The sequence below is a fragment of the Arthrobacter sp. zg-Y179 genome (assembly GCF_020907345.1).
In the GTDB taxonomy this organism is placed as follows: Bacteria; Actinomycetota; Actinomycetes; order Actinomycetales; family Micrococcaceae; genus Arthrobacter_B; species Arthrobacter_B jinronghuae.
The window spans coordinates 242,074-255,909 of the sequence record NZ_JAJJOB010000002.1 but is presented as its reverse complement, the minus strand read 5'-3'; the positions used below and the strand labels follow the sequence as shown (position 1 = coordinate 255,909).

The 13,836-nt window shown below is 59.3% G+C and carries 11 protein-coding genes; 5 read left to right on the top strand and 6 right to left on the bottom strand.

From position 1 onward, the window contains the following. The first annotated feature begins 89 nt into the window (after positions 1-89). Positions 90-4,172 carry a helix-turn-helix domain-containing protein gene (locus LOC56_RS01525; RefSeq protein ID WP_229949854.1) on the top strand — a complete coding sequence of 1,361 codons (4,083 nt, stop codon included), beginning with the start codon at positions 90-92 and terminating at the stop codon, positions 4,170-4,172. Positions 4,173-4,616: 444 nt separating this feature from the next. On the opposite strand, the gene LOC56_RS01520 is transcribed toward LOC56_RS01525, so the two are convergent. Together LOC56_RS01520 and LOC56_RS01515 are read right to left on the bottom strand one after the other, a co-directional pair. Further along, entirely contained in the window at positions 4,617-4,946 is a 330-nt protein-coding gene (locus LOC56_RS01520; protein ID WP_229949852.1) for a hypothetical protein, read from the bottom strand. A gap of 418 nt (positions 4,947-5,364) precedes the next feature. Further along, a complete protein-coding gene (locus tag LOC56_RS01515; protein WP_229949850.1) occupies positions 5,365-5,706 on the bottom strand; it encodes a hypothetical protein in 342 nt (113 codons plus the stop codon). A 532-nt stretch (positions 5,707-6,238) separates the two neighbouring features. On the opposite strand from LOC56_RS01515, the gene LOC56_RS01510 reads away from it, so the two are divergent. Then, a complete protein-coding gene (locus LOC56_RS01510; RefSeq protein ID WP_229949848.1) occupies positions 6,239-7,342 on the top strand; it encodes a hypothetical protein in 1,104 nt (367 codons plus the stop codon). A gap of 338 nt (positions 7,343-7,680) precedes the next feature. Here the strand turns inward: LOC56_RS01510 and LOC56_RS01505 are convergent, their stop codons facing one another. After that, a complete protein-coding gene (locus LOC56_RS01505) occupies positions 7,681-8,307 on the bottom strand; it encodes a hypothetical protein (protein ID WP_229949846.1) in 627 nt (208 codons plus the stop codon). A gap of 924 nt (positions 8,308-9,231) precedes the next feature. Here LOC56_RS01505 and LOC56_RS01500 point away from each other — a divergent pair. Both LOC56_RS01500 and LOC56_RS16365 read left to right on the top strand, forming a co-directional pair. Next, positions 9,232-9,741: a hypothetical protein gene (locus tag LOC56_RS01500; RefSeq protein WP_229949844.1), complete on the top strand. Its 510-nt coding sequence runs from the start codon at positions 9,232-9,234 to the stop codon at positions 9,739-9,741. Positions 9,742-10,004: 263 nt separating this feature from the next. Next, positions 10,005-10,217: a YobI family P-loop NTPase gene (locus tag LOC56_RS16365; RefSeq protein WP_442860038.1), complete on the top strand. Its 213-nt coding sequence runs from the start codon at positions 10,005-10,007 to the stop codon at positions 10,215-10,217. Positions 10,218-10,279: 62 nt separating this feature from the next. Here LOC56_RS16365 and LOC56_RS01495 read toward each other — a convergent pair whose 3' ends face one another. Next, positions 10,280-11,206 (bottom strand): neutral zinc metallopeptidase, encoded by a 927-nt coding sequence (locus LOC56_RS01495; RefSeq protein WP_229949843.1) that lies wholly within the window; start codon positions 11,204-11,206, stop codon positions 10,280-10,282. A 13-nt stretch (positions 11,207-11,219) separates the two neighbouring features. After that, the gene (locus LOC56_RS01490) at positions 11,220-11,615 is read right to left on the bottom strand and encodes a hypothetical protein (protein WP_229949841.1); all 396 of its coding nucleotides are present in this window, start codon (positions 11,613-11,615) and stop codon (positions 11,220-11,222) included. Between the two features lie 453 nt (positions 11,616-12,068). On the opposite strand from LOC56_RS01490, the gene LOC56_RS01485 reads away from it, so the two are divergent. After that, entirely contained in the window at positions 12,069-13,124 is a 1,056-nt protein-coding gene (locus LOC56_RS01485) for a GNAT family N-acetyltransferase (protein ID WP_229949838.1), read from the top strand. On the opposite strand, the gene LOC56_RS01480 is transcribed toward LOC56_RS01485, so the two are convergent. Next, positions 13,121-13,732, bottom strand: a complete 612-nt coding sequence (locus LOC56_RS01480) for an NAD(P)-dependent oxidoreductase (protein WP_229949836.1) — start codon at positions 13,730-13,732, stop codon at positions 13,121-13,123. The two genes, LOC56_RS01485 and LOC56_RS01480, sit on opposite strands and share 4 nt — an antisense overlap. Positions 13,733-13,836: the final 104 nt, after the last annotated feature.

The following is a 13,836-nucleotide window of genomic DNA, read 5'->3' as shown; positions in this document are numbered from 1 at the left end:
TTCCCGCGCCGGCGCGCCGGTGAATTCTCGCACGCATAGGAATGCGTGAGCAACTTGCACGGCCCACGATTGATGCCTAGAATCGGCGCGTGAACGACCTTGGCCGACTAATTCGTGGACGACGTGAGGTGCTAGGTCTGGAGCAGGCAACGCTGGCGGACAAGGTGGGAGTTCGTCAGCAAGCAGTTAGTGGGTGGGAAAACGGTCGCTCCCGCCCGAGGCGCGCAATGTTGGATGAAGTCGCCGCCGTCTTGGAAATCGAGTTGGAGACTCTCCTTGAGACCGGTGGATATACCGTTCCAGCGCAGCCCATTCCGCTCCCGGTTCGACCGCTCACTCCCACCCTGCCCGTCGAGGAGCTGACTGAGGAGCGGTTTGAGGACCTCCTGACCGAGGTAATGGAAACGTTGCACCCAAACGGTCATGCCAGCCGTTACGGTAGCCGCGGACATAAACAGTACGGAATCGACATACTTGTTACCGCTGACAGCGGGAACCTGGCCACGGGTCAGTGCAAGCGCCACCGAGAGTTTGGCCGCGCCGCTGTTGAAAAGGCCATCAACGAGGTCTCAATCGTTGCGCCTAAGAACTATTTGTTCCTTTCCCGTCCGGTGGCCACCCCTGCCGCGCGTAATGAGGCCGCTATACATGCGGCCTGGGAGCTGTGGGACGGTAACGATATCTCTCGCCATATCCGGCGCCTCCCGCGCGAGCGAGCCTTGCGGATCGTCGACACCTATTTTCCGGGGCACAGGGAGTCATTTCTCGGCATTCCAGCACCTGGTCCCTGGCTCTTGTCTGAAGAACACTTCGACCTTGGTCCCAGTACGTTGTTTAACCACGAGTGGACCTTGGTCGGGCGGCGGTTGCAACTTGACCAGCTGCTCGATATGGCTCAACACCGCGGCGGTGCCGTCGCGTTTTTGGTGGGTGCCGGGGGCGTTGGCAAGACAAGACTACTCAAGGCTTTCGTTGAAGCCTCGCCAGCAGATACTCCCATCCGGATATTGCCAGGTAGCGAGTCAGTAACAGTGGCGGCCTTCGAGTCTTTGCCCGATGACCCTGACCTCACCGTCATCATCGATGATGCACACGAGTTCACGCAGGTTACCCATGTGGTTGCTGGCATATGGCGCCGCAATCCGACTGCGAAGCTCATTCTCGCCACTCGACCCTATGGTCTGCCGATGCTCAAAGAGGACATGGCTCGCCGCGGGCTGCTTCCCATGCAAGAAACCGAGGTCGTGATCGGGGACCTTGAGTTCGAGGAGAGCGTGATTCTGGCACGTGAAGCACTGGGCGGCGCAGCCTCGTTAGCCGTTGTGCACTGGCTCGCTAGGCTCACCATGGATTCACCGTTGGTAACCGTCGTCGGTGGCGTCCTGATCAGGCAGGGCAAGCTTACGCCGTCGGCGCTGGAACAGGACGAAAATGTCAGAGTGCACATCATGCGTGGGTTCCGCGACGCGCTTGTCAATGATCCGCTGTCGTTCGACCCTCCGACTCGAAGTGCCGTGTTGGACGCAGTCGCTGCCCTACAGCCATTTCGCACGGGTGATGATGCTGCACGCGCATCACTGAGCGCAATCGTTGCCAAACCATACGATGAGTTGAACAAGCATTTGCGAAGCTTGGAGAACGCCGGTATCTTGCGGCGGCGCGGTCAGGCTCTGCGGATCGTCCCCGATCTCTTAGGCGACGTTATCCTGACAGAAGCTGCGTTCGACGACAGCAACCCCCTCGGCACAGGCTACCTTTCACGCATCGAACCGATCACGACGGGCGACAGTGTGGAACACCTCTTCGTCAATGTGAGCCGAGTTGACTGGCAGGTTCGTAAACGCCGGGAGGGTGTGCCGAACCTCGTCGACTCCCTTTGGAGCGCTTTCCGTGACCGCGTCGAATCTGCCGATGTAGTCGGTCGCAAGATTCTCATTGAGACGTTGGCCAAAGTCGCATACTTCCAGTCCGCCCGGACGCTGGATATGACCCGATGGCTGATCGACCACCCTACGGATCGTCTTGTTGATGACGACGCGGCGTGGGGGAGCTTCTTCACTTTGGATTACAAGAGTGTCCTTGACGCGTTGACGGAACCGATCAAGCTTGCAGCAATGACCGAAGAGACCCTTCCGGAAGCGCTTGCGCAGTTGTGGGAGCTGGCTCAGGACGATCAACGCCCCACAAACCAATATCCGGGTCATCCGATCCGAACCTTGTGCGACCTAGCTGAGTTTGGTGTAGAAAAACCTACTTGGTTCAACGTCATGATCGTCGACACCGCCTCAACGTGGTTCCGTGACGGGCAGCAGCTGTCACCGTTTGAGGTTCTGCAGCCTATGCTCGCGACGGAAGGAAATGAATCTTTCTTCCGCGGTCACTCGATCACCTTCCAACCTTTCGCACTAGATCCCCAGAGCATCATGAGGGTCCGGCATCGGGTCATTGCTCTGGCTTTTAGGGAACTTGATTCAGCTGATCTGCGTCGCTCGGGAGCGGCGGCGAAGGTTATGAAGTCCGCTGTGCAGCTCCCTATGGGGAACTTTGGCCGCGTGGTATCGGACGCTGAACGAGCCGGGTGGACTCCTGGCATTCTCGAGACCATAAATGGTCTCGGTATCAGGGCTGCAGCCGGCGGCCTGGACGCTGCTGTTCTCGTGGCAATCCGTGATGCTCTGTTCTGGCACGACAATTACGGGTCCGGTCCAACTCAAGCGGCTGCGCAGCGAGCTATCGAGTCGATTCCAGATGATGTCGAGGCTTTGCTTGGGCTAGCGGTGCATGACGGTTGGGGGAACCTACTTCGGGACCAGGGCGACAATTTTGAGGCGATGGAAGCCAAACGCTTGGAACTCATAGGTCGTGTGGCTAAGGCTCTGAAGTCGAAAACCGATGATGAGGTAGCTGATCTGCTGCTCGTGCGCCTCCGCGCAGACAGGGAAGTCTTTGGTTCAACGGATGGGGCTCCAGAGCCCCTGGTGGCGAGCCTGCTTAACGTTCGCCCGACTCTTGCGCGCGCGTTACTGAGCAAACTGAGGGAAGCTTCTGAATCTGCTGTTCTCGATCCGATACTCCCGGTCATCCTCAGCACGTTCGCCACGCAGGATCCTCCAGCTGCGTTGGTTGAGATCCGCGATCTGCTCACAAACCAGCCATTGGAACGCCGACGGTCCGTTACCCAGTCGATCAGTTGGAGCCGTGGTTTTCGCGAACTATATCCCGGAGAGCTTGAACTCCTATTGGAGTTGGCTACGGATAGCGACGCGATCATAAGACGGAATATGGCCCGGGCCGCTCAACTGCTGGCGAGAACGCAAAAGGCTGAAGCGATCCGTTTACTCGCGCGCCTCCGATTTGGTGACGACCGAAACCTAGCTGACGCCTACTTCATGACGTTCCGCCTTGACGCCGGCATCTCCTGGGATGATTTTTCCGAACCCGAACTGGACATGATTCGCCGAGACCTCGTCACGCTGTCCAGCATTGGCGAGTACTCCGTGGCACGGGCGCTCGCTGATCGGTCTGAGTCGCATCCGGAGTGGGTCATTCGGCTTCTCCAGGACCGGATTGAGTTCGCCGAGGGTCTCGACTCAATCCGCGGATACAAGGCGCTCCCGTATACGTGGGACTACGCCTTGAGGATTCGGAACACGCCCTCCTTCCTGGCCAGCCTGAGCGGCATCCTTGCGTGGATCGCGGACAAACTCGACTCGTGGCTACGTCGCAAGTTGGGCGCCGATCTCTTTGGGGCGGTGGCGGCCAAATACGACAATCAGGTGCTTGATCTCCTGAGGGAGGCTTTGTTCGCGGGCACCGAGAACTCGGTTCGTGCTGTGGCAGCGGTCCTCCAGGAGTCTCCCCGAACCTTTATCTGGGATGAGCCCGACTTCGTGCGCGTTGCGTTGAGCGCGGCGGACCAGCTTGGGGAGGATGTGCGCCGAGAGATGGCGGGGGCCCTGTGGTCCGCCACCATCTCCGGAGTTCGGAGTGGCACCCCCGGCGAGCCGTTTCCCGAGACGGTTGAACAGCGAGACAGGTCTCGAGCTGTCGCGACCGATTTGCCGGCGGGATCCATCGTGAGACAGTTTTACACTGACATCGCGAAGTCGGCTGAGAGGGATATCCAGCGCGAGGCTGAAGACGATCGTCCGAACGACGGACGCAGGTGGTAGAGGCCCATTCGCAGACGACTCCTTAAGAGAAGGACACGTCTGCAATCGAGGCATTCCCCAATCGTTTGCCACGCTTCACAGTTTGGCTCGGGTGAAGCCAGCCGTTCTCGGCGAGACTCGGAAGGGTGGCGAAGCACCGAGAGAGGGTCCCCTCGGTCGCAGAGGTTATTCGGCTACGGAACGTGGTGGAATTTAGGTTTTATGTCTAAGAACGCTTTGGCTTAGGTTTGTGAGAAAGGCCCGGAATGCACTGGCATCCCGGGCCTTTCTTTTCGTCGTCAAGGTACTCTTCGACGACGACACGAGCCCTACCAGCCAATATCGATCTCATCGATAAGTGCCGCGCGAAATTCGAATCGACGTCGCGTCCGTCAGATGATCCCTGGGGTCGTCCATCCCATTACGGTCAAGAACGTGGTGGCTCCTCACCGGAGCTCGGTCCGGCTACGAGAGATCTTTGAGTATGGCGGTGAGGCTGGAATGGAAAGCTCTCAATTCATCCAAGTCCATGTACAGGTTTGCACTCTCCACTGGGTTATCCCCCGCTTCGAAGAACTGGAGGCCTATTAGGGGCTTCTCGTCTTCTTCGTCCTGGGAGGCCTCGAAGGCGACCCACGAGATTTCCCATGGCAATCCGTCCTGTACAAGAGCCGCCTTGGTGCCAGGAGCGGGAGGAACCTTCTCCGGCCGCTTGTTCTTGAGACTTAGGCTACTGGCAGTGCCGTCCTTTCCCTGCCCGGGAGCTTGGCTCTTCCTGCAGGCGAGTCCACCCACCTACTCCGCTCTGTGTGGCTCAAGTCCGCGCGTCCACCATTCCCTCGTCGGCACATGGTGCTGAAGCTGAGACAGCCCTATGGTTCACATGTCTCCTCACCTCCAGAAATCAAGTCTGGCATTCCTCAAATTGTCGGAGCTCTTAGGAAGGATCTAGTTCTCTGTGGCCGTGTTCTTGGCAGGCCAAGCGGTTTGTTCGGTGTTGGACCGTTTAGGTTCAATCTCTAAGGACGCTTCGTATAGATCGCGATTCGGAAACCCTGAGACATCTTCTGAAGGTTTGAAGTTCGGCGGGCTGACGGAATGGATGCAAAGTTGGCGGCTTCGAATTTCGAAAAGTCGAATCTAGGTGTGCCCTTAGAGTGGCTCGTCCACGGGGGCGAGTAGGGAGGGAGCTCTCGGCCGGAACTCACAAGGACTACGAAAATTCTCTTAGTATGTCGGCGAGGCTGGAGTGGAGAGTTCTCAGGCCGTCCAAATCCACGTGCAAGTTCGAAATCTGTTCCGCACCATCCCCCGCCTCGAAGAACTGGAGGTCCATTATGGGCTTCTCGTCTTCTTCGTCCTGGGAAGCCACGAAAGCGACCCACGAAATGGCCTTTGGCAATCCGGCCCGAAATAAAGCTGCCATGGTTCCAGGCGTGGGCGGAGCTTCCGCTTGCCTGCCGTCGTCGTAAATAACGATCATGGTATTGCAGGAGTTTTCGAATTTGGTTAGGTGGTTATCGCACCAAGGCTTGCAGTCCGGTGATCTGGTCATATCGTCTCCCAATAATTTGTTCGTGAGACTTAGGCTACTGGCAGTACCGTCGTGACCCTGCTCGGTAGCCTGGTGATTCTGACCGGCAGAAATGTCCCATCGCGTCAAATTCTTACCTTTGGGCTGATTGGGATTCACGGAAACTATCACCATTGCTGAAGATGTGCGGGTATGGGCGCAGCGCCTAGGAGCGATTCTGGCCACGGGAACCCGCCGCCTCAGCGACAATTCCCTGTCCTGGGCCAGCGGCGCCCACCGGACGCCGCCCACGAGTGCCAGACGCTCTAAATGCGCTTGGAGAGCTGTGGCTCAGGCGGATAAATATTGGTGCCTTTCAATGGTGACCTCATAGAAATCGGGCCTCAGCCGCTGATGGGAACCTGAAGTTGCTAACCATCGTGGCCGACACGCTATCACCATTCGTTGAAGGGGCATGGCAATAATTCAGGTGCCCCCTCGTGAGTGCAGCGACTATTATCAAAGGAAATGCCGGGCCCAGAGAGGGGTCCGTGCTCATTCAGTTTGGGGAATCATGAACAGGCTCTATCCATCTCTGCTTATTTCCGCGATCTTCCTGACAGGGTGTAATAGCGGCGATGCCGATTCTGGTTCTGGCGGAGGTGAGCTGGTAACCCCTCACAACACCTGCCGGGCGCTCTTCAATGAGGACAAGGGTAATCCAGTCAACACGACCCTCGTGTTCCTGAGGGATGTTGACATCCTTGATGAGACGACTGCGGGCGAGGCCAAGGCCCTTTCCGAGCGCTTGGGGGACGTGGCTGCTACTGCAGAAGAGGAGCTTGCGGCCCCAACCAGGGAGCTGCGACGCCCGCTGAATGATTTCGTGGAGGCGTGGGACACCAACGGTACTTGGCATCTGGACGAAGCCGCAGTCAAGCGGCCCGCGCAAGAGCTGATCGATATTTGCGGTGAGCTCTTCCCCGGAGAAACGGAAACGGCGTCACCCGAAGCAGTAGAACCCACCGCCGGCAAATCAGCTACGCCTAGCGCAATCCCCTCGACGCCAAACGCCGAACCACAATCGCAGCCGGCAACCTTCGAATTTGACTGTCATACGCCCCCATCCGGCCGGGTGAAGCTCAGTACCGTGCAGGAAGTGTGGGCCAACCGAATGGCGGAGTGTTATGTAACCATGCAAGGAGAAATCCTCCCAGCCGCGACAGCAACCGCCGTCGAACTCGCATTCCCCGAGGACCCGAGTCCAGAAAAAGCGACTCAGCTCTACAACGCGTGTGCTGAAACATCGGAAACCTTCCTCGCTGGTTTTGAGCGCGCCAGGTTATTGGAGGGTGCGCTGATGCTGTGTCCGGACCACCCCCAACGGAAAGCAATAGAAAAAGCGATAGCTTCGGGTTATCAGGGCGAGGCAACGAGAACGAAGAGCGGAGATTTTGTGGGTGCAGGAAGCTACTTGGTAGGTACAGAAATTCATCCAGGGACATGGCAGTCCTTCGGGACCCAAGTTGAGGACTGCTACTGGGAAATTTCAGACGCTCAAGGGAACATAATCGAGAATAATTTCATCTCAATTGCGCCTCGTTTTGAGATACAAATACCCGCAACTGCAGCTGGATTCACTGCTACAAATTGTTCGTTCCAAAGAATCAGTGACTGAATCCCACGCTGGTAAAACTTGGTGGTGATGCCCGCCTGACGCGTACGCCTTGCAGGGGCCCGACGGCACACTGGTGGACTTCAGCGGCCACTTGGCGGGACGGAAAAGAGGTATTCGATGCGGGGTTTGCCGTTCTTGAACCAGATAACTGACATGACGTTTCCGTCGCGTTCGGCCGGACGAAGGTCGGAGAATGGACAGGGAACACAGGCAATTCCTGGTTGCAAGTCGGTTACGTTCGACGGCTTGCCGGCGATGCTTACACCACCAACCAGGATTTCTCGCCCCGTAGGCGCCCGAAAAACCTAGTTTAAAAAAGGATGCGGTGCTGCGGGCATCTACCCTGCGAACTCAAAGGCGACGGTGATCTCGGGATCGATGCTTGCGATGATTCCGGAGTAGAACACCTTGGCCTGCTCTTTCAATGCTGCTTCGTTTTGGCTGATGTACTCCTGCTTGTTCTCGTCGCTGAGAATGTTGTTGATCATGCGGGTTTGAACGGCTGGCGGTGCCAGCCAGCCAAGCGCGTTGTTGCTCTCGAGGGCGTCCTCGAACTCGGGCTCGTCGAAGCCGATGCCGATGAATTGAGGGATAGTCACGCGATACGACCCTGGGCCGGTGGGTTCGATCTTCACCTGTGACCCATCGATGCCTAGTTTTGCGTCGAACTTGTACTGGATCAACGTCGTTTTCTCGCCGGCGGGTATGGCCCCGCCGAGTATCTCGCGGTTGCTATCCTCTCTCGCGACACCCTCGATGTAAAGGCTCAGCAAGGTGACCTCTTGCATGGCCGTGACGGACTGAACCACCTGCGAATCGCGTTCGCTCGAACTGCTGGTGAACAGCGACTTGAGAGCGAGAGCGTTGAGTCCACCGAATGCGAAAGCGGCGCCCGTTCCCGCGAGAACCAAGAAGGTGATCAGCAGGAGAGGCCAAAGCCGAACCCGTGCTTTGAAAAAGTTCATTACGATTCAGTCTCCAGTTTCGTTCGACGTCGAAACGCCTTCGGAATTCCGCGGTGTTGAATGGTCACAACAGATCGCCGCGTCAAGTCCCCTCGAACCATATACGCAATTAGGAGTTGGCCGATTCTGACGCGCCTTCCGACCTAGATATGCGGCTGCGAGCCGATGCGCACGTGTCGGGTGCCTTGAAGCCGAAGGTGGGCGGTTCCCTTGCCTCGCATTGCTCGTACCTGTCCAATGGCCGGCCGATCCGGGCGGCAGCAGCGTTGGGTTCCGACTGGTGGTCGCTCAGGATGGTGCCGGTCCGAACCTGCTGGTCCTCGTCTCGGAGCGCGAGCACGATTATGCACGCAGGATGGCCGGTCCCGGGCGCCGGACTAGACTAGCAGCTTCCAGGGGTTATTCGGCTACGGAATGTGGTCGAGTTTAGGTTTAATGTGTAGATTCTTCGCCTGAATCAATAGAAATGCCGCCCTCGAAAATGAGGGCGGCATTTTTATTTTCCAAACGTAGGTCTAATCGTTGGTTAGTAGAGGCCGACTATTTTTCGGCACCTTGCGTCACTTGTTATGGGCACGGAGGATCTTTACCGTCTCGTGCTGGCCGGTGGCAGCGGAGATGGACAGTATGAATACCTTCGTGCTGCAGCGCTATGCGTAGAACTCCTTGGTCCAGAAGTGCGTTGGACAGCCCGGATACTTGGACAAGAGAACAGAATCCCTGAAAGACACAGCTTGGGCAATCATGGGAGAACCGGAGAAGAGTATGCTCCGTTGGGGCCGACTGAGCTGCAGAAGGTCTTACTGGAAGGAATGAACAGTGCCAGCCTTTAGGACACATATAAGGATGTTCACGGCCGTGACTGCTGTGCTCCTAATGGGAATGGCAATGACCGGATGCGCTGAGAAGGAGACAATCACGACAATGTCGGAGAAGAACACCCCGGAGAAGACCGTCAGTGCCAGGGAAGGCCGGGACCGCGTGGTCGAACTCGTGTTCAATACCGCCCAACAGCTCGACGTCACCGGGTGGTGGCCCCGCAACGGGTCAGCGGGGGCGCAGGAGTGCACCCCCGAAAGCAGCCACGGACGGGAGGACGCCACCGCCAGTTACAGCTATGACCGCTGGGCCCCCCGTGGAACCGACCATATTGGGGATGCCAAACGCGTCGCCGAGTATTGGGAGTCCCTTGGCATGAGCGTACGCACGGTAAATCCGACAACGCACCCGACTGTCTTCGCCGAGGGCGGTCCCGTCCTCAGGGCCGAATTCGATACCTATGCATCGGACGAGTCGTACAGTATCGGGGCTACTGCTCCCTGCTCGCCGGGCGACGCGTTTACGTTGAATGAGGAGGACAGTGCCGAGCGGGATCAGGGCAAAGTCCTCCCGGGAGACGAAGGCCTCGTGCTTCAGGAAGAGCCTCCGCATTAACTCCACGAAGCAATCCCAGCCGAACCCCGGTACCGAGCACCGACCGTCAGTCGGACAGTTCTCATTGGCTGTGTTCCCAGTAACCATTCCCCAGCGAGTAGCGGTTGTGTGGGCACTGGACTTTCCGACTGCTGCGCAGATGTTATTCGGATACGGAAGGTGGTGGAGTTTAGGATCAACGTGTAGAGCGGCTGCGACTATGGCCGCAGATCCAGCTGCGCAGCCTCGCCCCTGAATTTGAGAGCAGCTAGCACAAGATATATGTGCGGCACCTTGATGAGGCGGTCCTCGATAAGAGGAACCGCATCATCGCCCTCACCGGCTGCTACAGGGCCGGCAAGTCCAGTGTGCTGGGCGCCTTCGAGGAGAAGCACCGGAAAACCACGATCCGCATCACCCTCGCAGGAAATCAGGCGTGTAAGGAAAGATGCCGCTGGAAGGTGACACGGGCTGCTCAGCTATCTGCTGCACTGTAGCCGGAACAAGGTGCGTGCATCAATGGATGGTTGGCAGGGTCAGGTTGGCCGACCCGGCCGTGTTATTGCGACGGGAAGCAAGCCAGAACGCCTTTAGTGCGTCCGACATTGAAGTTCTCTACCCGTTCAAAGGAGTCGCCGTGGTCCTCCGTGTCTGTCCATGGAATGTCGCCACCCAGCGAACTCAGCGACGTAACCAGTTCCTCCTGATCCCCCTTTTCGAAGGCAATTGTTCCGTCTGCGGCTGCCCCGAACAGGGTTGCTCCAGCCAAACAATCAGCCTGCAGCTCGCCGGCCTGGAAGCGGAGACTGGCGTCAAGTCGGTTCGCGATCGCATGACCCCATTCGTGAGCTATCACTAGGTAAGGCCAGGCGTCACCGAACTCGAATCCGCGTGCCATGAGCGAAAGGTCCCAGGCGACGTAATCCTCGGGAGGGCAATAGAAGGCGTTCTCCGATGCCAGCGGCTCACCCGCACAAGTAGGGGCGGAGCTGGGGTCCCTGCCGTCGTAGAGGCCGACCACTGTGGGCGAGGTGTACCTTCCCGCGAAGAATTCACGCCAATGCGTGCGCCAGAATTGGTCCGTAATTTTCTGAGCGGTCTCCATGTCGGCAACCAGCTCTTCCGACGTTAATGCGTTCGGATCCGCGGGCTCTGTGTTCTCGCTTTGATCATCGCCCCCGCCGCCGGGACCCCCATTACCTGATCCGTTCCCTGGTAGAGTCTGATCACCTTGGGAGTCGTTCCCTTGGGAATTGCCCGGCGGTGTTTGCCCCTGAGCTTGTTCGGTAGAGGTGTCGTCGCCGCCGCCACCGCCGACGTCGTTTTCGCTTGTTCCGGAGTCTTTTTCGGCGGAGTCCCCACCGCCAGCTTGGTTGCCGGGCGGGGAGTCGGTCTCACCGGAGCTTCCGCATCCGGATAACGTTAGGGTCGCTGCCAGCAGCAGACCTAGAAGCGCGCTCCATCTGTTTTTGGTTTCACCAGCCATGATCTTCCCTCGATTATTTCAACTCGCAACTTCCCTTTATCAAGATGGAATTCTGTGTCACGTCCGAAACAGGGGCGGTCTGCGAAAAGACAACCGATTCAGTGATGTACCCGTTCACCGCAGACGGTCGTCGTTTTTTCTGACCGAGGAACCTGGATCCGTCCCAGCAGGTACCGGACAGCCACGGCGAGGTGCCGTAGCCGGCGGCCGGCTGCGGGACGAAGAGAAGCTGCAGCGCCATCGTCACCATGACGAGTCCGAGGATCTCGCCAATGATGATGTCCCAGTTCATGCGCTCTCCTTTTGGCTCGCTCGCCTCGGCCGCAAGCAAATACCGGTAGGACAGCTCCATGCTGGTCCGGGTGTCCCGCTCTTTGCAGTCGCGGAGGTTCAGCAGGTAGGCCAGCACCCGCTGCTTCGCAGGCGCTTACTGGTAGGGAGGAATGCTTCGAGTATCCAGATGTTCAGGAGCCATGGCAACCGCCGGAAGGCTAATCGGCGGACTGGAGGGACTGGAAAGCGAGATCATCTGGGGCAGTGGCTCCAATGCCTAAGCCAGCGGTGCGTGCTCGACAGAATCTTGTGCATGCAGAGTAATTGCACCGCGTCTGAAAGTGCAGTGGGCGGGGACCGACCCTGCGCCTCGAGGGGACGGAGCGGGGCACCATCAACGATCCGCTGACCCTCGATCCGAAGGCAGGGTAGGCGGCATTGGCTGCGGCACTGACCCTGGGCGTTTGGGTATTGGCGGGGATCGTACTGTGGTTTAGCGGCCCGCGCATCGCGGCAGCCAAGGCTCGGAAAGAGGCAGCAGTCCCGACGGCCTGAGCCGGTCCGCAATCCGGTGTGGCATCATCTGGGGATGGCCTCACTCCAGACCCTCAGCGATCTGAACCGGCGCGTCATCGCGCGCTGGGCGGCAGCATGTGCTGAGCGTGTCCTGCCGTTATACAAAGCAGATGAAGCCGCGGAAGAAACAGCACGGGATGCACTCACCCGCACCCGTGCGTACAGCGCAGGATCAGGCACCGCTGGCGAAGAAATCAGCAAGCGGCTCATCGTCGTGAAGATCGCGAACGCTGCGACGACGCCGGCCGGCGCGGCAGCAGCCCGCGCAGTCGCCCAGACAGCTGCGGTCGCCCACATGGGCGCCCATGCTCTGGGCGCGGCCGCCTACGCGGCGAAAGCGGTCTCGCTCTCGAACCCGGATGAACCGGAGGCGGTCCAGCAGGAGATCCGGTGGCAGCTGGCCAACCTGAGCGACGGTGAGCGGGAGGTGCTGAGGTTGCTGCCGCCCGTGGGTACTGACTCCGCCGGTCCGCTGGGGGAGGGGCTGTTGTCACGCGGCATCCTCGGGGCGGCGATCCGTGAGATTCAGTCCGAGATTGCCAGGGTTGATCGTCCGGGTGGCGGAGCCGACTCCACGGCACAGGGCGAAGTTGGAGCCACGTCCTGGGCTGCGGCCCTGGATCAGCCCGTCCCCGACGACGTCGCCCGCCTGCTCGCCACCGTGCCCGAATGGTTCGGGCAGCCGGACTCAAATGCGGAGTACATCGAGGCTGCCGGGACCAAGGAAACCTGGACCGTGCGCGACGTCGGCGGTTCCGTCGTCGGAGTCACTCTGGTCGACCGGCACTTTCCGCATGTGGCCGAGATTCACCTGACAGTGGTGGACCGTGCGGCTCACGGCTCCGGAGTAGGTACCGCAATGCTGGAGGCCATCGAAGCCGACGCGATCAGCCGCGGGGTGCGCCTCCTTGAGGTGAAGACGCTCGGTCCTTCACATCCGGACTCCGGGTACGCGCGAACTCGGAACTTCTACGAGAAGTGGGGGTTCCTTCCCCTGGAGGAAACGGATCTCTGGGGAGAAGCCACACCGTGCCTGATCATGGTGAAACCGCTGGCTCCGCTGCCCTAGCTGCTGACGCCAAGGGCCTTGCCGACAGTGGAATCGTCCGTGAGGATCTCCAGCATGCAGACCGCCAGGTCGCGGCGGGGGATTGAACCTCGCAGCTTCCCCGCACCGCCTACCTCCAAGGCACGCCACGTACCGGCCGGGTCCTTGTCCGTGAGACCGGTTGGGCGGACGAGCGTCCAATCCAGCCCGGATCCGGTAACTGCGGACTCCTGCTCGTTGTGATCGGCCAGGGGTTTGGCCAGCGCAACCCGGGTGATCAGTCCGAGCGGGCCGGGCAGCTGCGAGGAGGAATCTCCCGCTCCCAATGAGGACTGCACAACTAGCCGGCGCACACCCTGCGCCTGCATAGCCTTGACGACGGCCCGGGTGACTGCAGCCCGCTGGTGAGGGACCCCTTTGGCTCCGCCCACAGTGACAACCACGGCGTCGGCTCCGGACACCGCTGCGGACACTGTTTCAGGATTGGTTGCGTCTCCGGTGCTCGCGGAAACACCGGACGGTGCACGGCCGGACCGGGAGAGCACCGTGACCTCATGTCCGGCCGCCTGTGCGAGGAAAGCCAGCTGCGCGCCGGTGCCTTGGGACCCGCCGATAATGGTGATTCTCATACAGTCCAATTTATCCCGCGGGGTTGGAGCTGCCCTTCGCGCACATCAGCGGCAAGGCGGAAATGGTTCGGCGCGCCGTGGAACTTCCAGCAAACGGCCCCGCT